This is a genomic window from Streptomyces sp. Sge12 (assembly GCF_002080455.1).
In the GTDB taxonomy this organism is placed as follows: Bacteria; Actinomycetota; Actinomycetes; order Streptomycetales; family Streptomycetaceae; genus Streptomyces.
In genome coordinates, this window is record NZ_CP020555.1 from 5,372,852 (window position 1) to 5,391,664 (window position 18,813).

Here is an 18,813-nt window from a genome sequence, read left to right on the forward strand (position 1 = left end):
TTCATATCATCGCGGGCAATTAGGGCTAATGGCCCGTTGGGATGCTCCGGCCGGGGGGTGCGTCGCGGCTGCATGGGGGTGGATTTCTGTACCGACAGGCAGCACCATGCCCGCACCGCACGCGCTACTCACGCGTAACAAGGTAAAGGGGACTCGATGCTGACGGCCCGACAGAGACTTCTGCCGCTTCGCGCGCTTCCGGCACTCCTGGCACTCCTGACCCTCTGTCTCGCGCTGCCCGCGGCCGTCCCGGCCCATGCCGCCGACCGGGCCTCCGCCCGTAACCCGGTGGTCTTCGTCCACGGCTACAACGCCGACCCGGGGGTCTGGGGAGCCCTGCGCGGCGACCTGCGCGCCGCCGGGTACACCGATGCCGAGCTCTACTCCTTCGGCTACGACACCCACCTGTCCGTCAACGAGGTCCTCGCCGGGCGGCTCGCCGCCTACGTCGACCAGGTCCGCCGGGAGACCGGCGCCGCCAGGGTCGACGTCGTCGCGCACTCCTTCGGCTCGCTGGTGAGCCGCTGGTACGTGAAGTTCGGCGGTGGCGGGGCCGCCGTGGAGCACTGGGTCTCGCTGGCCGGACCCAACCGCGGCACCTCCACCGCCTGGGCCTGCGCCCTGTGGGACCAGGCGTGCCGGGACATGACCCCCGGGTCGTACGTCGTGAAGAACCTGAACAGCGGGGACGAGACCCCGGGCGCCGTGAAGTACGCGACCTTCTGGTCCGGCTGCGACGAGGTCGTCAACCCGGACAACAGCGTCCCGCTGACCGGCGCCGCCAACACGCCGGTCGGCTGCCTGGCCCACAACGACCTGCTCGGCGACGACGCGACCTCGGCCGGGGTCCGCGCCTTCCTGGCCTCCTAGGGCGTGTCTCTTGGATCAGGCCGGATCCACGAGGGCGAAGCGCTGGAGCAGCCCGTACGTGAACTCCGCCACGCAGGGCCGGCCCCCGACGGCGAAGGCCAGGCGCCAGCGGGTCGGCGCCGTCCCCTCCATCGGCCGGACCGGAGCGAAGGCCCGCGCGACCTCGTCCACCGTCGCCGACCATGGCCGCAGGTCGTCCGCCGACTCCAGTACGGGCCCCCGCGCGCCCGGGGCCCGTACCAGCCACTCGTTCCACACCGCCCCGTCCGGCGCGGCCAGCACCTCGAAGCGCAGGTCCGGCCAGAGCGGCAGCGGCCACAGCAGTGCCTCGCACTCCAGATCGCCGATCGTGCGGTGCTCGGCCGACTCCGGCGGGCCGAGCACCGAGCGGTAGCGGGCCAGCGCCCCGCGGGAGCGGGGCGAGCGGACCATCGCCTGCCAGCGCTTGTTCGCCTCCCGCTGGTCCGTGAGCGAGGCGCCGAGCCGGCGGCGGGCCTCGTCGGCGAGGTCCGGCTGGAAGTCGGCCATCCGCCGCAACAGCACCAACTGGAATCCGCTCGGCCCGAAAGATGTCATGCCGGCAACGATTCCACACAGGATCCTTACGTTCTCGGGATCCGGATGTTGCCGCAGACCACGTAGCCTGCGGGCGCCATGAACTACTGCCACGCATGCCGGAGGCACCTCAACGGCGCACTGGCGTGCGCCGGATGCGGAACGCCCGCCGAGTACCTGATACCTGCCCCGTCCGCCGTCGTGCCGGGCGCGGTGCCGGGCGCTGCGCCGGGCACCGGGGCCCCGCCCGCGGGGCCGCCGACCGCACTGGCCGAAGTGTTCGCGGACTCCCTCGTCGTGCTGTCCGGCCCGAACGAGCGGCGCGCCGGTGCGCGCCGCCGGGTCACGCACCGGCGCCGCCGCCGGACCGTGCTGACCCTCGCGCTCGGCGCGCTGATCGCGGTGGGGGGCTCGATGGCGGTGGCCCGGATGGCCACCGACGCGGACCGTGTCGATCGCGCCTCCGAGGTGGTGCTGACCGACGACGCCCCGCAGCAGCCCGGTCCGGTGCCGGACCTGTCGACCGCCGCCGCGCCGACGGGGGCCGGGAGGGCTACGGCGAAGGCACCCGCCGCGGTGACGAAGTCGGCCGGGGCCGAGGCGTCCTCCGAGGGCGTCGCGGAGCCGGGTCCGACCTCGTCCGCCCCCGCGCCCGCGACATCGGGTCCGGCCTCCCGCACCCCCGGCCCGGGGAAATCCGTACAGGGAACTGCCTCGGGGAAGCCGTCGCAGAGCGCCACCGCGAGCACGCAGGCACCGCCGCCCCCGACGTCCCCGTCGCCGAGCCCCTCGCCGACGAAGGACTGCTGGCTCTTCTGCGGCTGGTTCTAGGCGGCCCCGGCCCGGCCCCTCCCGGGCGCGCGGGTGCCGTCTAGTCGCTCAGCATCCGCTTGAGCAGGTCCCGCAGGACCGTCCGCTCCTCCGCGGACAGGCCCGCCAGCGGTTCGCGCGCGAAGTCCAGCGACTCGCGCAGCCGCTCCGCGGTCAGCGTGCCCTCCTCGGTGGGGGCGGCCAGCTTCACCCGGCGGTCGGCCGGATCCGGGCGGCGTTCGACCAGGCCGCGGGTCTCGAGGCGGTCGACGATGCCGGTCACGTTCGAGGGCTCGCAGCGCAGCTTCACCGCGATGCGCCGCATCGGCATGGGCTCCAGCGAGAGCATGTTCAGCACCTTGGCCTGGGCGCCGGTGAGCTGGTGGCTGGCGGCCGCGTGCTCGTACTCCATGTGGTACCGGGCCACGACGTCGCCGATGAGCTCGACGACTTCGATGGTCACTGGGTCTACGCGACGACTGGGCATGGAACCAGCGTACCCATTTACTTGACAACATGAAATATCTAGGCGCATGGTTGTTTCACCTAGTGAAGCAATTTCGTTCTGACCAGGAGCGCCGCATGTCTCAGATCCCCGCCGTCAGCCGCGAGTGGCACCTCGTCCGTCGCCCGCAGGGCTGGCCCGTCGCCGAGGACTTCGCCCTGCGCGAGGTGCCCGTGTCCGCCGAGCCCGCCGCCGGCCGGATCCTCGTGCGCAACCTGCACATGTCCGTGGACCCGTACATGCGCGGCCGCATGAACGACGTGAAGTCGTACATCCCGCCGTTCCAGCTGGACGAGCCGATGCAGGGCGGCGCGGTCGGCGAGATCGTCGCCTCCTCCGCCGAGGGCTTCGCCGTCGGCGACCACGTCCTGCACCACCTCGGCTGGCGCGAGTACGCGGACCTCGACGCCGCGTACGCCGTCAAGGTGGACGCCTCGCTCGCGCCGCTCTCCGCCTACCTCGGCGTCCTCGGCATGCCGGGCCTGACCGCCTACGCCGGACTCTTCGAGGTCGCCTCCTTCAAGGAGGGCGACTCCGTCTTCGTCTCCGGCGCCGCCGGTGCCGTCGGCAGCCTCGTCGGCCAGTTCGCGAAGATCAAGGGCGCATCCCGGGTGATCGGCTCCGCCGGCTCGGACGACAAGGTGACGCTGCTCACGGAGAAGTACGGCTTCGACGCCGCCTTCAACTACAAGAACGGCCCCGTCGCCGAGCAGCTGCCGGCCGCGGCCCCCGAGGGCATCGACGTCTACTTCGACAACGTCGGCGGTGACCACCTGGAGGCCGCCATCTCCTCGATGAAGGTGAACGGCCGGGCCACCCTGTGCGGCGCGATCGCCGGCTACAACGACACCGAGGCCGCCCCCGGTCCGCGCAACCTGATGCAGGTCATCGGCAAGCGCCTGCGCCTGCAGGGCATCCTCGTCAACGACCACAACGGGCTGCAGCAGCAGTTCGTCCAGGACGTCGCCGGATGGCTGCGTTCCGGTGAGCTGCGCTACGACGAGACGGTCGTCGAGGGCGTCGAGAACGCGACCTCCGCCTTCCTCGGCATGCTCCGCGGCGAGAACACCGGAAAGATGATCGTTTCTTTCACCGGTTAGGCTCACTGCACACCGTCGTGATCGTGGGCGCGACTCACGGCGATTACCAGGAGGATTTTCTTTTATGTCCATCCAGCAGTCCGACGTCGCCTACACCGCTGTCGCCACCGCCGAGAACGGCCGTGACGGTCGCGTCGCCACCAACGACGGCCAGCTCGACGTCGTCGTGAACCCGCCGAAGGAGCTCGGTGGCAGCGGTGCCGGCACCAACCCGGAGCAGCTGTTCGCCGCCGGCTACAGCGCCTGCTTCCAGGGCGCCCTGGGCGTCGTCGCGAAGAACGTGAACGCCGACATCTCCGGCTCCACGGTCACCGCCGAGGTCGGCATCGGCAAGAACGACGACGGCTTCGGCCTGATCGTCAAGATCTCCGCCGTGATCCCGAACGTGGACGCCGCCACCGCCAAGGAGCTCATCGAGAAGGCCCACGAGGTCTGCCCGTACTCCAAGGCCACCCGCGGCAACATCACCGTCGAGCTCGCCGTCTGATCCGGCGCTCGCAGCGCGAAGGCCGCACCCCCACCGGGGTGCGGCCTTCGCCGTAAACTGGCCCCATGCGTGATCTTGCGGGGGGCTTCCGGTATCTGCTGGCCGGACAGCGATGGGTGTTCCGGCACGGCCGGTGGCTGGGCTTCGGGCTGCTGCCCGGGCTCGTGGCGTTCGTCCTCTACGCCGGCGCCCTGGTCGGGCTCGGCTACGGAGCCGACGACCTGACCGCCTGGGCCACCCCCTTCGCCGACGGCTGGTCCTCGCCGTGGCTCGCGCTCTTCCGCGGCTTCCTGACCACCCTGGTCTTCGGCCTCGGCCTCTTCGTCGCGGTGATCACCTTCACCGCGGTGACCCTGCTGATCGGCCAGCCGTTCTACGAGTCCCTCTCGGAGCAGGTCGACCGCAGCGAGGGCGGCGAGGTCCCCGAGTCCGGGCTCCCGCTCTGGCAGGAGCTGTGGGTCTCGGCCCGGGACAGCGTCAAGGTGCTCGCGCGGGTGCTGCTGTACGGGATCGTGCTGTTCGCCCTCGGGTTCGTCCCGGTGATCGGGCAGACCGTGATCCCGGTGCTCGGATTCTGCGTCTCCGGGTACTTCCTGACCCAGGAGCTCACCGCCGTGGCCCTCCAGCGGCGCAAGATGGAACTGCCCGACCGGCTGGCCCTGATGCGCTCGCGGCGGCTGCTGGTGCTGGGCTTCGGGGTGCCGCTGGTGCTGGCGTTCCTGGTGCCGCTCGTCGCGGTGTTCCTGATGCCGGGCGCGGTGGCCGGAGCCACCCTGATGGCGCGCGACCTGCTGCGGACCGACGAGGCCCCGGCTGCCGAAGCCACCCCCGCGGGTTTCGGACCGCCGCCGCCCGCGTACTCGTGACCGCCGGGCCGCGGCCGGGGCCCGCGGCGGGGCCGGCTACCGCTTGAGCATCAGGATGGCCCCCGTGGTGTCCTCCCCGCCGTGCGCGGCCGGGTCCGCGGCCAGCCGGCGGCGCAGCAGGTCCACGTACGGGGCGATCAACTCGGTGCCGACCCCCTGCTCCTCGGCGGTGCGCAGCATGGTTCCGGCGCCCGTGATCTGCATGGCCAGGCCGGACACCACGCCCGAGGTGAAGTCCCGCGAGGTCAGCCGCTCGGCGGCGTTGCCGACGAAGAAACCCATCGCGCCGAGCCACTCGGACAGCAGCGGAGCCAGGTCCTTCGGGGCGACCTCGCCCTCGGTGAGCGCGTAGGCCTGCGAGATGCCGGCGAACATCCCCCACATCGCGCTCAGCAGTGCCACGTCGTGCAGGGCGGCGTGCCCGGGGTCCTCGCCGACGAAGCGGGAGCCGGCCGGGACCTCCAGCACAGCCCGGTGGGTCTCGAAGAGCGCACGCGAGCCGCTGTGGAAGACGTACCCGCCGGCCTCGGGGACGCCGATCATCGACGGCGTGGCCATGATCCCGCCGTCCAGGTACCGGGCGCCGCGATCCTCGGCCCAGGCGGCGCGGGCGCGCGCCTCGGCCGGGGTGCCGGTGGTGAGGTTGACGAGGTCCTTGCCGGTCAGGTCGATGCCCTCCAGGGCGGAGCCGACGCTTTCGTCGTCCAGCAGACAGACCACGACCAGCGTGTTCGCGGCGACCGCGGCGGCCGGACCCGCGGCGACGGAGGCTCCTTCGGCGGCCAGGGCCCCGGCCTTGGCGGGGGTGCGGTTCCAGACGGTCAGGGGGTGCCCGGCGGCGAGCCAGGTGCGGGCGAGGGCGGTGCCCATGTCGCCGAGTCCGATGAGGGTGAGCGGGCGCTGTGCTGTGGTGTGGGTGTCGGTCATGCCGTTTAGCCTGTTGGCAGGCGGCGGAGCGCTCAAGTACGCACTTTGGAGTGGGTGGTTACCCCAAGGTGAGCGAGCAGGTGGGGAGGGTGTGCGATGGCGGTGGCACGAAGGCCGGGCGCCGGCGAATGCGGGATCGCCGCGGCGATGTCCGTGATCGACGGCAAGTGGAAGGTGTCGCTCCTGTGGGTGCTGGACCAGCGGCCCCACCGGTTCGGTGAACTGCGCAGGCTCGTCCCCGGTGTTTCCGAGAAGGTGCTCGCCGCCCAGCTGCGCGAGCTGGAGAGCGACGGCATCGTGCACCGCGAGGTGTTCGACGAGGTCCCGCCGCGCGTCGAGTACTCCCTGACCCCGCTGGGCCAGGACCTGAACGCGGCCCTGGGACCCCTGGGGGCGTGGGGCAGCAAGCACCTGCTGCCCGACACCGCCTGAACCCCTACGTGCGCGGTTCCACCCACAGCGCCTCGCCGACGGCGCACAGTTCCCCGTCGGCCGTGGCCAGGGCCGTGCCCACGGTGTACTTGCGGCCCGCCGACGACAGCATCCAGGCGTAGGAGACGAGCCCCTCGCCCACCGGCACCGGCCGCAGCAGCCGGGCGCCCAGCGCGGCGGTGACCGCGCCGGCTCCGCGGCCGTCGAGCAGCCGGCCGGCCGCGTTCCCGGGGCAGTCCAGCGCGCCCCACACCAGCTCGGGCGGCAGCAGCCCGTCCGCGCCGCCCAGTTCGGGCGCGGGGGTCCAGGCGGCGGCGACCAGCTCGCGGCCCGGCACCGTACCGCAGTGCAGGCGCAGCCCGGTGGCGGGCGTCCGGTCCAGGCCGCATCCGAAGCAGTCGGCCTGGCCGTCCGGCGGGTCCGCCCGGAAGGCCTCGGCGGCCGCCACGGCCCGGTCCCAGGAGGGGGCCTCGGGACCGTCCGCGGGAGGCGCTCCGGCCGGGCTCGCCACGGCCAGCAGCAGCTCGCCGTCCGTCAGCTCGCAGCCGCCGTCCGCGGTCGCGGCGAGGTGGACCGGAGCGCCGGTCGGCACGGGCCGCCGGAAGTCCACCCGTACGCTCTTCGCCGCGGCGCGGGCGGCCAGTACGCCCGCCACGTAGCCGCCGAAGGCCACCCCCGGATATCCGTGGAGGCGTTCGGGCACCGTGATCGTCTCGAAGTCGCTCATGGCGCCCACCTCATCACACCGCGGCCGTCGCGACGGAGGCCGTCACCACCGAGGCCGTACGGTCGTCCGCCTCCGCCAGCAGCGCCCCGCCCGGGGCCCACACGGCCGACCGGCCGCAGCCGGTCCACGGGCCCGCCGGGCCGACATGGTTGGCGAGGACCACGTACAGGCCGTGCTCCCGCGCGATCCCGGGATAGACGGTGGCGCGCTCGTGGATCCCGTCGCCCGTCCCGTACAGGGAGCTCGCGAGGTGGACCCGGCAGCCGTCGGCCGCGCCCCGGCCGGGCAGTTCGGGGAAGTGGTTGTCGTAGCAGACGCCCAGGCAGAAGCGGATCCCGCCGAGTTCGAAGCGCCCGTCGTCCTCACCGGCCCGGAAGAGCTCCTGCTCGTGCCGGTACAGGTGCTGCTTCGCGTACGTCGTCACGTGCGCGCCGTCCGCGTCGTGGACCACGGTCGCGAGCGCGGGGCGCGGACCGCCGGTGGGCAGCGCGACGTTCACGGCGGTGGCGATCCCGGCGGAGCGCAGCGGATCCAGCCGCGGATCGTCGGCGGCCGTCCACAGCCCCGGGTCGGCGGCCAGCGCGCCGAGCTCGTACCCGGTGAGCGCGAGCTCGGGGAACACCACCAGCTCGGCGCCCTGTGCACGGGCCTCGGCGGCGAGGTCCGCGGCCCGGGCGGCATTGGCCCGGACATCGGCGGGGACACAGGTCAGCTGCGCTGCGGCGATTTTCACAGGGTCAGGATGCCAGCCCGGCCGAGGCCGCTTCGGCCTAGGGGACCTCCTGCGGTCCCCGCAGGAGGGTCAGGAACGAGCGGAAGGCGGCGGGCATGTCCACCGATTCGGGGGCCAGCAGCCACTGGTACTGGAGCCCGTCCATGACCGCCGTCAGCAGCGGGGCCGCCTGCTCCGGGGTGAGCCCCGAGGGGAGCCGGTCGCCGAACTCGGCGCGCAGAACCGCCGCCATCTCCGAACGGACCTGGGCGTAGCGCTCGGTGAAGAACTCCCGGGCCGGATGCCCGTCGGTGACGCTCTCGCCCAGCAGCGCCGAGAAGGTCTGCACGATGCCCGGGCGCATGGCGTTGTACTCCACCAGCGAGGCGAGCAGGTCCAGGCGCCAGGTGCCGGCCGCGGAGCGCGAGCCGCCGCCCGTGTCCCAGCGGTCGCGTTCCTCCAGCACCGCGACGAGCAGTGCCTCCTTGGTCGGGAAGTAGTGCAGCAGCCCCTGCTGGGTCAGGCCCACGCGTTCGGCGACGGTGGCCAGGGACGCGCCCCGGTAGCCGCGCTCCGCGATGACCTCGACGGCGGCGCGGACGATCTCCCCGCGGCGCTCCTCGCTCCTCGCCCTGACCATCTCCCCGGCACCCCTTCCCGTTCAGGCCCTGCTCACAGGACCGTACGGCATTCGAATATCACGAACAGGTCACGAACCCTACCGTTCAACAGGTAACAGGTCCACGATGGGGGCACCGCACCGAGCAACCGCACTCAACGAGGAGGCACGGCCGTGACCGATGCCGATCAGGTCCGCGATCAGATGCGCAACGACGCCGTCGAGGCGGCGCTGGGCAAACTGGACCTCGACACCAAGACCCGGCTCCTGGCCGGCCAGGACATGTGGTCCCTGCCCGCCGTCCCCGCGATCGGACTGGAGTCCCTGGTCATGTCCGACGGCCCCATCGGGGTCCGCGGCGTGCGCTGGACCGCCGACGACCCGTCCATCGCCCTGCCGTCCCCGACCGCGCTCGCCGCCGCCTGGGACCCGGAGCTCGCCCGCCGCGCCGGCCGGCTCCTCGCCCAGGAGGCCCGCCGCAAGGGCGTCCACGTCCTCCTCGCGCCCACCGTCAACCTGCACCGCTCCCCGCTCGGCGGCCGGCACTTCGAGTGCTACTCCGAGGACCCGTACCTCACCGGCGCCATCGGCTCCGGCTACGTGAACGGCGTCCAGGACGGCGGGGTCGGCACCACCGTCAAGCACTACGTGGGCAACGACGCCGAGACCGACCGGTTCACCGTCGACAGCGTCATCGCCCCGCGCCCCCTGCGCGAGCTGTACCTCGCGCCCTTCGAGGCCATCGTCGCCAATGCCCACCCCTGGGGCATCATGACCGCCTACAACCAGGTCAACGGCACAACCATGACCGAACACCAGTACCTGGTCAACGAGGTCCTGCGCGCCGAATGGGGCTTCGACGGCTGCAACGTCTCCGACTGGATGGCCGCCCGCTCCACCGCCGGCGACATCCGGGGCGGCCTGGACGTGGCCATGCCCGGCCCCACCACCGTCTACGGTCCCGCCCTCGCCGAGGCCGTCCGCGCCGGGGAGGTCCCCGAGTCCGCCGTGGACGAGGCCGTGCGCAACGTCCTGCGCCTCGCCGCCCGCGTCGGCGTCCTGGAGGGCGCCCCCGCCGTCGTCGAGAGCGCCCCCGCCCCGATCGACGGCCAGGCCCTGGCCCGCGAGCTCGCCGCCCGCGGCTTCGTCCTGGTCCGCAACGAAGGGACGCTGCCCCTCGACGCCACCGCCGGCCGCACCGTCGCCCTCGCGGGCGCCGCCGCCCGCGACGCCCGCGTTCTCGGCGGGGGGAGCGCCACCGTCTTCCCCGAGCGCATCGTCTCCCCGCTGGACGGCCTCACCGCGGCCCTGCCCGAAGGCGCCCTCACCTTCAGCGTCGGCGCCGACCCCTCCGACGAACTCACCCCCGCCGGTCAGGGCTTCGAGCTGCACGCCGTCTGCCGCGACGCCTCCGGCGCCGTCCTCGGCGAGGGCGGCCTGCCGTCCGGCCAGGTCCAGTGGATCGGCGACGACCTGCCCGCGGGAGTCACCTACGAGACCATGGCGAGCATCGAGGTGCGCGGTACGTTCGTGCCGCGCGAGAGCGGCGAGCACGCCTTCGGCACCCGCGGACTCGGCGCCTTCGCCCTGGCCGTCGGCGGCGAGAACCTGTGGAGCGGCGTCCAGGAGATGGGCAACGAGGCCGACCCCTTCGAGGCGTTCTTCGGCGCCCCCAGCGAGCGGGCCCGCGTCACCCTCGCCGAGGGCGAGCCCGTCGAGGTGTCACTGACCTTCCAGGTCCCCGACATGACCGCGCTGCCGCTCAGGGCGATCATGTTCTCGCTCCTCCACCTCGGCCCGCGGCGCGACGCCGACGAGCTGATCGCCGAAGCCGTCGCCGCCGCCCGGGAGGCCGACACCGCCGTCGTGGTCGTCGCCACCACCGAGCGCGTGGAGTCCGAGGGCTTCGACCGGCAGGACCTCGCCCTCCCCGGCCGCCAGGACGACCTGGTGCGCGCCGTCGCCGCCGTCAACCCGAACACGGTGGTCGTCGTCAACGCGGGCTCCCCGGTGGAGCTCCCGTGGCGCGAGGACGTCGCCGCCGTCCTGCTGACCTGGTTCCCCGGGCAGGAGGGCGGGGCCGCGCTGGCCGACGTACTCCTCGGCGACGCGGAGCCGGGCGGGCGGCTGCCCACCACCTGGCCCGCCCGGTTCGCGGACGCGCCCGTCACCGAGGTGGTCCCCACCGACGGGCGACTGGAGTACCGCGAGGGGCTCTTCATCGGCTACCGGGCGTACGAGAAGCACGCCGTGGCCCCCGCCTACCCCTTCGGGCACGGCCTCGGCTACACCGAATGGACCTACGAGTCCGTGGAGGCCACCGCCGACACCGTCCGGGTCCGCCTCACCAACACCGGCGCCCGGCCCGGCCGCGAGGTCGTCCAGGTCTACCTGGCGCCCGTGCAGGACGGCGCGGAGCGCCCGGCGAGCTGGCTGGCCGCCTTCGCGGGCGTCGCGGCGGGCCCCGGCGAGAGCGTCGAGACCGAGATCCCGCTGCCCGCCCGGGCCTTCGAGATCTGGGACGAGCAGGCCCGCGGCTGGCGGCGGATCGGCGGCACCTACGAGGTCCGCGTGAGCCACTCGCACGGTGACACCCGGCTGACCGCGAGCCTCGACATCGCGTGACACCCCGTATGGCCGGAAATCACCCCTGAATACCGGTCCGGGGGCGGGCCCTGACACCCGCCCCCGGACCCTCTCCGTACCGGAGCGTCAACGCGGGGGCTCGGCCGCCGTCACCTGGCGGTGCGCCAGTTCCGCGAGCCGCGCCTGCCCGTCCTTGCCCGGATGGAACCAGTCCCAGCGGCTCAACTGATCCGCCGCGAAGGGGTACTGGAACACCGCGCCGCCGTCGTAGCGGCACAGCGGATCCTTTCCGCAGACCTCGCGCAGCACCTCGTTGTACTCCACCACCCGCGCCCGCACCTGTTCGCGCCGGGCCGTCGCACCCGTGGCCGCCGACAGCGGGTCGGCGAGCATGGACTGACAGATGCCCAGCTTCCAGATCTGCCGCACCATCGGGAGGTCCTTGCCCTGCTCCCACAGCCGCTGGAGGTCCGGCACGCTGGAGACGTACACCTGGGAGGCGGGCGAGGTGGCCCGCAGCTGCGCGAGCGCCGACTCGAATCCGGACCGGAAGTCCGCCACCGGGGTCATCGACGAAGCCGTGGGCCGGCAGGCGTCGTTCGAGCCCACCATCACTGTGACCAGGTCGGGCTTGTGCACGGCGGCCCCCGCCAGCTGGGCCGGCAGGTCCGCCATCCGGGAGCCGGTCACCGCGTAGTTCCAGCTCCGGGCAGGCACCTCGGCGTCCCCGAGCAGCCGGGCCGCGAGGGAGCGCACCGCCGGGTCGTTCCCGGTGGCCCAGGAGACCTCCGGGCAGTCGGCCAGCACCGAACAGGCGTCGAACCCGCGCGTGATGGAGTCACCCACAGCGGCGATCGATGCGGGCGCCGTGTTCCAGCGCGGTGCGCTCTGTGCCCCGCGCTCGCCGCCGTGCTCGCCCGACCCGCCCGAGCTGCACCCGCTGACCGCCCCCGCCAGCAGCACGACCGCCGTGCCCGCGCCCGCGAGAGTCCGGCGTGCGCGGCGGCGCGGAACGGTGGTGCGCATGGGAAGGGACCCTCCTTGTCGCCCCCGTGTCATTCGGGGGGTCCTGCTGAGTGAAAGCTCGGTGTTTACCGGGTTCGGAGCGACCGTACGTCACACCATGACCCCTGGCGCACGGTAGCTTTTTCCCGTGGCGTTTCGGCCGCAGGTCCCGTAGCGCAATGTCAAATAATTTCCGTTACATTACATCACGTCACATACTGTCCGTTTTATGGAGTTTATTCCCGACCTCGTCCCACACTGGAGGTCCCGGTGACGACACGTGGAGTTCTGTACGTGCATTCCGCACCGCGCGCGCTCTGCCCGCACGTGGAATGGGCTGTTGCGGGCGTGCTCGGGGTGCGGGTGAACCTCGACTGGATCAGACAGCCCGCCTCCCCCGGCACCTGGAGAGCGGAGTTCTCCTGGCAGGCCGAAGCGGGCACCGCCTCGAAGCTCGCCTCCGCGCTGCGCGGCTGGCACCTGCTGCGCTTCGAGGTGACCGCGGAACCGTGCCCGAACGCCGAGGGCGAGCGCTACAGCTCCACCCCGGAGCTCGGCATCTTCCACGCCGTCACCGGTATGCACGGCGACATCCTCATCCCGGAGGACCGGCTGCGCGCCGCCCTCGCCCGGTCGGCGCGCGGTGAGACCGAGCTGGAGGCGGAGATCGCCAAACTGCTCGGCAAGCCGTGGGACGACGAACTGGAGCCCTTCCGCTACGCGGGCGAGGGCGCCCCGGTCCGCTGGCTCCACCAGGTGGTCTGAGCCCGCTCCCAGCCCGCTCCCAGCCCGCTCCGAGCCGGGCCCGAGCCCGGCCCGGGCCCGCTCCGGACACGCGAAGGGCCCACCCGGATGCACCGGGTGGGCCCTTCGCGTATGCGCCGCGCGGTTACTGGACCGTGCGGAAGGCCAGCGTCACGTTGTGACCGCCGAAGCCGAAGGAGTTGTTGATCGCGGAGATCGGGCCGTCGGCCGGCAGCTTCCGCGGCTCGCCGACGACGATGTCCGCGTCGATGTCCTCGTCGAGGTCGTCGACGTTGATGGTCGGCGGGGCCAGCCGGTTGTACAGCGCCAGCACGGTCGCGACGGTCTCGATACCGCCCGCGCCGCCCAGCAGGTGACCGGTCATCGACTTGGTCGCGGAGATCGCGATGTGGTCGAGGTCGTCGCCCAGCACCTTGCGCAGGGCCTTCAGCTCGGCCGTGTCACCCTGCGGGGTCGACGTGGCGTGCGCGTTCAGGTGGACCAGCTCGGCCGGGTCGAGACCCGTGTTGTCGAGCAGGTTCTGCACAGCGGCCGCGACACCGCGGCCGGTCGGCTCCGGCTGCGCAATGTGGTGGCTGTCTGCGGACAGACCCTGGCCCAGCACCTCGCAGTAGACCCGGGCGCCGCGCGCGGCGGCGTGCTCGGCGGACTCCAGGATGACGACGCCCGCGCCCTCGCCCAGTACGAAGCCGTCACGGGCCTTGTCGTACGGGCGGGAGGCCTGCTCGGGGTTCTCGTTGTTCTTGGACATCGCCATCATGTTGGCGAACGCGGCGATCGGCAGCGGGTGGATCGCCGCCTCGGTGCCGCCGGCGACGACCACGTCGGCACGGCCGGTACGGATCATCTCGACGGCGTAGCCGATGGCCTCGGCGCCGGACGCGCAGGCGCTGACCGGAGTGTGCACGCCCGCCTGGGCGTTGACCTCCAGGCCGACGTTGGCGGACGGTCCGTTCGGCATGAGCATGGGGACCGTGTGCGGGGAGACCCGGCGCACGCCCTTGTCCTTCAGGACGTCGTACTGGTCGAGCAGCGTGGTGACACCGCCGATGCCGGAGGCGATCACGGTGCCCAGACGCTCGGGGGCGACGAAGGCGCCCGTCTCCGTCTCTTCGCCGGCCGGGGTGGTGTAGCCGGCGTCGGCCCACGCCTCGCGGGCCGCGATGACGGCGAACTGCGCCGAACGGTCCAGCTTGCGGGCCAGCGGCCGGGGCAGGACCTCACTCGGGTCGACGGCGGCCCGAGCGGCGATGCGTACCGGGAGTTCGGCGAAGCGCTCGCCCTCCAGGGGCTTGACGCCGGAACGGCCGGCAAGCAGACCTTCCCAGGTCGAAGCGCTGTCGCCACCCAGCGGAGTGGTTGCGCCGATACCGGTGACGACCACGGTGCGATTGGTCGGGCTCACAGGAATTCTTTCTCCACGTCTCAGGGGGTGCTGAATTGTCACGGCGCCACCGCCAGGTGGCGACAAACGCTCGTCAGGCTCAGGCGGCCTGGTGCTTCAGGATGTACTCGGCGGCGTCGCCGACCGTCTTGAGGTTCTTGACGTCCTCGTCCGGGATCTTGACGTCGAAGCGCTCTTCGGCGGCGACGACGACCTCGACCATGGACAGCGAGTCGACGTCCAGGTCGTCGGTGAAGGACTTCTCGATCGCGACGTCCTCGGTGGGGATACCGGCGATCTCGTTGACGATCTCCGCGAGACCCTCGACGATCTCTTCCTGCGTGGCGGCCATGTGGCGCTCCTTCTATAGCTATCTGGGGTGGAACAGGGCGGGATGTGGATCCCGGCCCTAGGGGAGGGTAACGACCGTCGCGGCGTAGACGAGTCCCGCCCCGAAGCCGATGACGAGCGCGGTGTCGCCGCTCTTCGCCGCTCCGGTCGCCAGGAGCCGCTCCATAGCGAGCGGAATCGAGGCGGCCGAGGTGTTGCCGGTGGTCTCCACGTCACGGGCGACCGTGACGTGCTCCGGCAGCTTCAGAGTCTTCACCATCGAGTCGATGATCCGCATGTTCGCCTGGTGCGGAATGAAGACATCCAGGTCATCCGCGGTGATCCCGGCGGCGTCGAGCGCCTGCTGGGCCACCTTGGCCATCTCGAAGACGGCCCAGCGGAAGACCGCCTGACCCTCCTGGGTGATGGCCGGAAACTTCTCGCCGCCGTCCTTGCCGAGGTACTCGTCCCACGGCACGGTCTGCTTGATCGTCTCGGACTTGTCGCCCTCCGAACCCCACACCGTGGGGCCGATGGCCGGCTCGTCCGAGGGACCGATGACCACGGCGCCGGCGCCGTCACCGAACAGGAAGGCCGTCGCGCGGTCCTCCAGGTCGGTCAGGTCCGAGAGCCGCTCCACGCCGATGACGAGGACGTACTCCGCGGAGCCTTCGACGACCAGCCCCTTGGCCAGGGTCAGGCCGTAGCCGAAACCGGCACAGCCGGCGGAGATGTCGAACGCGGCGGGCTTGCCCGCGCCGATCCGGTGCGCGATCTCGGTCGCGATGGCCGGGGTCTGCTTGAAGTGCGAGACCGTCGAGACGATCACGGCACCGATCTGCTCCGGGGCGACACCGGCGTCGGCCAGCGCCTTCCCCGAGGCCTCCACCGACATCGCGGCGACGGTCTCCTGGGGCGAGGCCCAGTGCCGGGTCGCGATGCCGGAGCGGGAGCGGATCCACTCGTCGGACGAGTCGATGGTCTCGAGGATGACCTCGTTGGGCACCACACGGGTCGGGCGGTAGCCGCCGACACCGAGGATGCGGGCGTAAGGGGAGCCCTTGGCCGGCTTGATCTTGGACATGCTGTGTGGGCTCCTTCTCTCAGGCCGTCAGTTCGGCGATGAGCGCCGCGGCCTTGTCGAGATCGTCCGGGGTCTTCAGACCCACGCTCGGTACGCCCTTCAGCGCGCGCTTGGCCAGACCCGTCAGGGTGCCACCGGGGCAGAGCTCGATGATCCCCGTGACGCCCAGCTCGGCGAACGTCTCCATGCACAGGTCCCAGCGGACCGGGTTGGCGACCTGGCCGACCAGGCGGGCGACGACGTCGGCGCCCGTGGCGACGACGAGGCCGTCCTTGTTCGATACGTACGTCAGCGCCGGGTCCGCCGGGGTGAGGGCCTCCGCGGCCTTCTCCAGGGTGGCGACCGCCGGGGCCATGTGGTGCGTGTGGAAGGCGCCCGCGACCTTGAGGGCGACGACCTTCATGGAGCCTTCGGGCTTGTCGGCCTGCAGAGCTTCGATCTGCTCCATCGTGCCGGCGGCCACGATCTGGCCCGCGCCGTTGATGTTGGCCGGCGTCAGACCCAGCTTCTCCAGGTGGGCCACGACCACGTCGCGGTCACCGCCGAGGACCGCGGCCATACCGGTCTCGGTGACGGCGGAGGCCTCGGCCATGGCGAGCCCGCGGGTCCGGACGAGCGACAGCGCGTCGGCGTCGGACAGCACACCGGCGTACGCGGCGGCGGTGATCTCACCGACGCTGTGACCGGCGACGGCGCCGAAGGCGGCCGGGGAGCCGAGCGCCGAGGCGGACAGCAGACCCGCGGCGACCAGCAGGGGCTGGGCCACGGCCGTGTCGCGGATCTCGTCGGCGTCGGCGTTCGTGCCGTAGTGGGCGAGGTCCAGCCCGATGGCGTCCGACCACGCGGCGACGCGGTCGGCGGCACCGGGAAGTTCGAGCCAGGGAGTCAAGAAGCCGGGCGTCTGAGCGCCTTGGCCGGGAGCGACGAGTACGAGCACCCTCACACTCTCTCTTGTGGATGGTCCCTGCCGCCCGTGGGGACAGGGACGAAGAACCGTCGGGGTAATTGTTGATGTCCGACAAAAGTCTAGGACTGCGGATCGCCGTCGGCCAGACGCCCCAGAATCAGGGCGATCCGCAACGTGAACGCAGAGCGGACATCGGAAGGAGACCATCCGGTGACGTCGGTCACACGTCGCAGCCGGTAGCGCACCGTGTTGGGGTGCACGAACAGCATCCGCGCCGCCCCTTCGAGGCTGCTGGCCTGCTCCAGGTAGACGCTCAGGGTCTCCAGTAGTGCCGACCCCGCCTCCTCCAGTGGTCTGTAGATCTCCTCCACCAGCTGATCCCTGGCAGCGGGATCGGAGGCGATGGCCCGTTCCGGCAGGAGATCGTCCGCCAGGACCGGCCGAGGGGCATCCTGCCAGGCCGTGCACGCTTTCAGCCCGGCCGCCGCGGCCTGAGCCGACTTCGTTGCGTTCAACAGGTCGGACACCACCGGTCCGGCGACTACCGGACCCGCCGCGAACGGCCCGATCAGCGACTTGGCCACCTGGATCGGGTTGTCGCTGCCGCCCGCGATCACCACCAGGCGGTCCCCGAGCACACCCGTGAGGACCTGGAGCTTGTGGTGGCGGGCCGCGCGCCGGATCGCCTCGACCGTCAGCTCGCTGTCCCCCTCCGGCGCCGTGCCGAGCACCACGCACACGTGGTCCGGGGAGTTCCAGCCCAGCGCCGCCGCCCGGGACAGCGCGCCCTCGTCCGCCTCGCCGGACAGCACCGCGTTGACCACCAGCGACTCCAGCCGGGCGTCCCAGGCCCCGCGCGCCTCGGCGGCCTGCGCGTACACCTGGGCGGTCGCGAAGGCGATCTCCCGGGCGTACACCAGCAGCGCCTCGCGCAGGATCGACTCGTCGCCGGGGGCCGCCACCTCCTCGATCGCGGACTCCATGACCTCGATCGTGGTGCGGACCATCTCGACGGTCTGCCGCAGGGTGATCGCCCGGGTCAGCTCGCGCGGAGCCGTCCCGAAGACATCGGTGGAGATCGCCTGCGGGGTCTCCGGGTGCCTGAACCACTCCGTGAACGCGGCGATACCCGCTTGGGCGACCAGGCCGATCCAGGACCGGTTCTCGGGCGGCATGGCCCGGTACCACGGCAGGGTCTCGTCCATGCGCGCGATCGCGTTGGCGGCCAGCCGGCCGGAGGACTTCTCCAGTCGGCGCAGCGTCGCGGTGTGCGGATGGGCGGGAGCGGGATGCGCGGCAGGGGTGGCGGGCGAATGCTCACGTTCGGGTTGGGACACGTGACAAGACTGCCTTATCGGGACGGGTACGCGGAGTCCGGTCCCGTGTCCGGCCCGCGCCCCGACCCGTGGCTGGGTCTACGGTGGCCTTCATGATTGATGTTCGCCGCGGCGCCGACCGGTACCAGGGCGGGGACCCGGCCGCCGGGATCACCACCCGGCACGCCTTCTCGTTCGGGGCCTTCTACGACCCGGACAACCTGCGCTTCGGTCCGGTCCTCGCCTGCAACGAGGAGACCCTCGCACCGGGCGCCGGCTTCGACGAGCACCCGCACAGCCACACCGAGATCGTGACCTGGGTGGTCGAGGGCGAGCTCACCCACCAGGACAGCACCGGGGAGAAGAGCCAGGTGCGGCCCGGGGACGTGCAGCGGTTCGGCGCCGGGTCCGGGGCGCGGCACGTGGAGCGCAACGACGGCACCGGGCGGCTGCGCTTCGTGCAGATGTGGCTGGCGCCGCTCGTCGCGGGCGGCGAGCCCTCGTACGAGGTGGTCCGGGAGCTCGCCGACGCCGCGCCCTACGAGGTCCCCGCGGCCGGGGCCGTCCTGCACGTCCGGCGGCCCGGCGCGGGCGAGCGCGTCCGCGTGCCGGCGGCGGACCGGGTGTACCTGCACGTGGTGCGGGGGGACCTGCGCCTGGACGGGGAGGAGCTGGGCCCCGGCGACTCGGTGCGGATCTCCGCCGAGCGGGACCTGGAGATCACCGCCGGGTCCCCGGGCGAGCTGCTGATCTGGGAGTTCCCCGACCCGGCCGGAGCCGGGCCGGGCGCGGACCGGCCGGAGCGGAGCCCGGCCTAGGCCGTCTC

21 protein-coding genes are annotated in these 18,813 nt (G+C 72.3%); 9 read left to right on the plus strand and 12 right to left on the minus strand.

Annotation, left to right across the window (positions count from 1 at the left end):
* The first annotated feature begins 156 nt into the window (after positions 1-156).
* Positions 157-870: an esterase/lipase family protein gene (locus tag B6R96_RS24010; RefSeq protein ID WP_081523599.1), complete on the plus strand. Its 714-nt coding sequence runs from the start codon at positions 157-159 to the stop codon at positions 868-870.
* Between the two features lie 15 nt (positions 871-885).
* Here B6R96_RS24010 and B6R96_RS24015 read toward each other — a convergent pair whose 3' ends face one another.
* A complete protein-coding gene (locus tag B6R96_RS24015; RefSeq protein WP_081523600.1) occupies positions 886-1,446 on the minus strand; it encodes a hypothetical protein in 561 nt (186 codons plus the stop codon).
* A gap of 78 nt (positions 1,447-1,524) precedes the next feature.
* Between B6R96_RS24015 and B6R96_RS24020 the strand changes: the two genes are divergently transcribed.
* Positions 1,525-2,256: an SCO2400 family protein gene (locus tag B6R96_RS24020; RefSeq protein WP_081523601.1), complete on the plus strand. Its 732-nt coding sequence runs from the start codon at positions 1,525-1,527 to the stop codon at positions 2,254-2,256.
* A gap of 40 nt (positions 2,257-2,296) precedes the next feature.
* On the opposite strand, the gene B6R96_RS24025 is transcribed toward B6R96_RS24020, so the two are convergent.
* The gene (locus tag B6R96_RS24025; RefSeq protein WP_030389502.1) at positions 2,297-2,722 is read right to left on the minus strand and encodes a MarR family winged helix-turn-helix transcriptional regulator; all 426 of its coding nucleotides are present in this window, start codon (positions 2,720-2,722) and stop codon (positions 2,297-2,299) included.
* Positions 2,723-2,817: 95 nt separating this feature from the next.
* Between B6R96_RS24025 and B6R96_RS24030 the strand changes: the two genes are divergently transcribed.
* The 3 genes from B6R96_RS24030 (at position 2,818) to B6R96_RS24040 (ending at position 5,193) form a co-directional block, all read left to right on the plus strand.
* Positions 2,818-3,840 (plus strand): NADP-dependent oxidoreductase, encoded by a 1,023-nt coding sequence (locus B6R96_RS24030; RefSeq protein WP_030389501.1) that lies wholly within the window; start codon positions 2,818-2,820, stop codon positions 3,838-3,840.
* A gap of 64 nt (positions 3,841-3,904) precedes the next feature.
* Positions 3,905-4,327 carry an organic hydroperoxide resistance protein gene (locus B6R96_RS24035; RefSeq protein ID WP_030389500.1) on the plus strand — a complete coding sequence of 141 codons (423 nt, stop codon included), beginning with the start codon at positions 3,905-3,907 and terminating at the stop codon, positions 4,325-4,327.
* Positions 4,328-4,392: 65 nt separating this feature from the next.
* On the plus strand, positions 4,393-5,193 hold the full coding sequence (locus B6R96_RS24040; protein WP_081523602.1) for an EI24 domain-containing protein: 801 nt from the start codon (positions 4,393-4,395) through the stop codon (positions 5,191-5,193).
* Between the two features lie 36 nt (positions 5,194-5,229).
* Here B6R96_RS24040 and B6R96_RS24045 read toward each other — a convergent pair whose 3' ends face one another.
* Complete coding sequence (locus tag B6R96_RS24045) at positions 5,230-6,120, minus strand: NAD(P)-dependent oxidoreductase (protein WP_081523603.1); 891 nt, start codon at positions 6,118-6,120, stop codon at positions 5,230-5,232.
* A 96-nt stretch (positions 6,121-6,216) separates the two neighbouring features.
* Between B6R96_RS24045 and B6R96_RS24050 the strand changes: the two genes are divergently transcribed.
* Positions 6,217-6,552, plus strand: a complete 336-nt coding sequence (locus tag B6R96_RS24050) for a winged helix-turn-helix transcriptional regulator (RefSeq protein WP_081523604.1) — start codon at positions 6,217-6,219, stop codon at positions 6,550-6,552.
* A gap of 4 nt (positions 6,553-6,556) precedes the next feature.
* Here the strand turns inward: B6R96_RS24050 and B6R96_RS24055 are convergent, their stop codons facing one another.
* The 3 genes from B6R96_RS24055 to B6R96_RS24065 are packed head-to-tail and all read right to left on the minus strand — an operon-like array spanning position 6,557 to position 8,631.
* Complete coding sequence (locus B6R96_RS24055) at positions 6,557-7,279, minus strand: PaaI family thioesterase (RefSeq protein ID WP_203351651.1); 723 nt, start codon at positions 7,277-7,279, stop codon at positions 6,557-6,559.
* Between the two features lie 13 nt (positions 7,280-7,292).
* Positions 7,293-8,012, minus strand: a complete 720-nt coding sequence (locus tag B6R96_RS24060; RefSeq protein WP_081523605.1) for a carbon-nitrogen hydrolase family protein — start codon at positions 8,010-8,012, stop codon at positions 7,293-7,295.
* A gap of 37 nt (positions 8,013-8,049) precedes the next feature.
* A complete protein-coding gene (locus tag B6R96_RS24065; protein ID WP_030389494.1) occupies positions 8,050-8,631 on the minus strand; it encodes a TetR/AcrR family transcriptional regulator in 582 nt (193 codons plus the stop codon).
* 183 nt (positions 8,632-8,814) lie between these two features.
* Between B6R96_RS24065 and B6R96_RS24070 the strand changes: the two genes are divergently transcribed.
* Entirely contained in the window at positions 8,815-11,235 is a 2,421-nt protein-coding gene (locus B6R96_RS24070; protein WP_081525225.1) for a beta-glucosidase family protein, read from the plus strand.
* An 87-nt stretch (positions 11,236-11,322) separates the two neighbouring features.
* Here B6R96_RS24070 and B6R96_RS24075 read toward each other — a convergent pair whose 3' ends face one another.
* Complete coding sequence (locus tag B6R96_RS24075; protein WP_081523606.1) at positions 11,323-12,222, minus strand: SGNH/GDSL hydrolase family protein; 900 nt, start codon at positions 12,220-12,222, stop codon at positions 11,323-11,325.
* Positions 12,223-12,471: 249 nt separating this feature from the next.
* Here B6R96_RS24075 and B6R96_RS24080 point away from each other — a divergent pair, with 249 nt between their 5' ends.
* Complete coding sequence (locus tag B6R96_RS24080) at positions 12,472-12,966, plus strand: DUF3145 domain-containing protein (RefSeq protein ID WP_030389491.1); 495 nt, start codon at positions 12,472-12,474, stop codon at positions 12,964-12,966.
* 124 nt (positions 12,967-13,090) lie between these two features.
* Here the strand turns inward: B6R96_RS24080 and B6R96_RS24085 are convergent, their stop codons facing one another.
* The 5 genes from B6R96_RS24085 to B6R96_RS24105 form a co-directional block, all read right to left on the minus strand.
* Positions 13,091-14,371, minus strand: coding sequence for a beta-ketoacyl-[acyl-carrier-protein] synthase family protein (locus B6R96_RS24085; RefSeq protein ID WP_079404864.1), 1,281 nt, complete (start codon positions 14,369-14,371; stop codon positions 13,091-13,093).
* Between the two features lie 79 nt (positions 14,372-14,450).
* Positions 14,451-14,702, minus strand: coding sequence for an acyl carrier protein (locus tag B6R96_RS24090; protein ID WP_053702965.1), 252 nt, complete (start codon positions 14,700-14,702; stop codon positions 14,451-14,453).
* A 57-nt stretch (positions 14,703-14,759) separates the two neighbouring features.
* Positions 14,760-15,764 carry a ketoacyl-ACP synthase III gene (locus B6R96_RS24095; RefSeq protein ID WP_030389488.1) on the minus strand — a complete coding sequence of 335 codons (1,005 nt, stop codon included), beginning with the start codon at positions 15,762-15,764 and terminating at the stop codon, positions 14,760-14,762.
* Positions 15,765-15,783: 19 nt separating this feature from the next.
* The gene (locus B6R96_RS24100; RefSeq protein ID WP_030389487.1) at positions 15,784-16,701 is read right to left on the minus strand and encodes an ACP S-malonyltransferase; all 918 of its coding nucleotides are present in this window, start codon (positions 16,699-16,701) and stop codon (positions 15,784-15,786) included.
* 89 nt (positions 16,702-16,790) lie between these two features.
* Entirely contained in the window at positions 16,791-18,008 is a 1,218-nt protein-coding gene (locus B6R96_RS24105; protein WP_081523607.1) for a PucR family transcriptional regulator, read from the minus strand.
* A 92-nt stretch (positions 18,009-18,100) separates the two neighbouring features.
* Here B6R96_RS24105 and B6R96_RS24110 point away from each other — a divergent pair, with 92 nt between their 5' ends.
* Complete coding sequence (locus B6R96_RS24110; protein ID WP_081523608.1) at positions 18,101-18,805, plus strand: pirin family protein; 705 nt, start codon at positions 18,101-18,103, stop codon at positions 18,803-18,805.
* Positions 18,806-18,813 lie beyond the last annotated feature (8 nt).

Excerpts from the sequence above, each read along its gene's own strand:
- B6R96_RS24040 (WP_081523602.1), top strand. The coding sequence starts at position 4,393 with ATGCGTGATCTTGCGGGGGGCTTCCGGTATCTGCTGGCCGGACAGCGA.
- B6R96_RS24075 (WP_081523606.1), bottom strand. The coding sequence starts at position 12,222 with ATGCGCACCACCGTTCCGCGCCGCCGCGCACGCCGGACTCTCGCGGGC.
- B6R96_RS24010 (WP_081523599.1), top strand. The coding sequence starts at position 157 with ATGCTGACGGCCCGACAGAGACTTCTGCCGCTTCGCGCGCTTCCGGCA.
- B6R96_RS24055 (WP_203351651.1), bottom strand. The coding sequence starts at position 7,279 with ATGAGCGACTTCGAGACGATCACGGTGCCCGAACGCCTCCACGGATAT.
- B6R96_RS24020 (WP_081523601.1), top strand. The coding sequence starts at position 1,525 with ATGAACTACTGCCACGCATGCCGGAGGCACCTCAACGGCGCACTGGCG.
- B6R96_RS24065 (WP_030389494.1), bottom strand. The coding sequence starts at position 8,631 with ATGGTCAGGGCGAGGAGCGAGGAGCGCCGCGGGGAGATCGTCCGCGCC.
- B6R96_RS24045 (WP_081523603.1), bottom strand. The coding sequence starts at position 6,120 with ATGACCGACACCCACACCACAGCACAGCGCCCGCTCACCCTCATCGGA.
- B6R96_RS24090 (WP_053702965.1), bottom strand. The coding sequence starts at position 14,702 with ATGGCCGCCACGCAGGAAGAGATCGTCGAGGGTCTCGCGGAGATCGTC.
- B6R96_RS24015 (WP_081523600.1), bottom strand. The coding sequence starts at position 1,446 with ATGACATCTTTCGGGCCGAGCGGATTCCAGTTGGTGCTGTTGCGGCGG.
- B6R96_RS24025 (WP_030389502.1), bottom strand. The coding sequence starts at position 2,722 with ATGCCCAGTCGTCGCGTAGACCCAGTGACCATCGAAGTCGTCGAGCTC.
- B6R96_RS24050 (WP_081523604.1), top strand. The coding sequence starts at position 6,217 with ATGGCGGTGGCACGAAGGCCGGGCGCCGGCGAATGCGGGATCGCCGCG.
- B6R96_RS24035 (WP_030389500.1), top strand. The coding sequence starts at position 3,905 with ATGTCCATCCAGCAGTCCGACGTCGCCTACACCGCTGTCGCCACCGCC.
- B6R96_RS24095 (WP_030389488.1), bottom strand. The coding sequence starts at position 15,764 with ATGTCCAAGATCAAGCCGGCCAAGGGCTCCCCTTACGCCCGCATCCTC.
- B6R96_RS24070 (WP_081525225.1), top strand. The coding sequence starts at position 8,815 with ATGCGCAACGACGCCGTCGAGGCGGCGCTGGGCAAACTGGACCTCGAC.
- B6R96_RS24110 (WP_081523608.1), top strand. The coding sequence starts at position 18,101 with ATGATTGATGTTCGCCGCGGCGCCGACCGGTACCAGGGCGGGGACCCG.
- B6R96_RS24030 (WP_030389501.1), top strand. The coding sequence starts at position 2,818 with ATGTCTCAGATCCCCGCCGTCAGCCGCGAGTGGCACCTCGTCCGTCGC.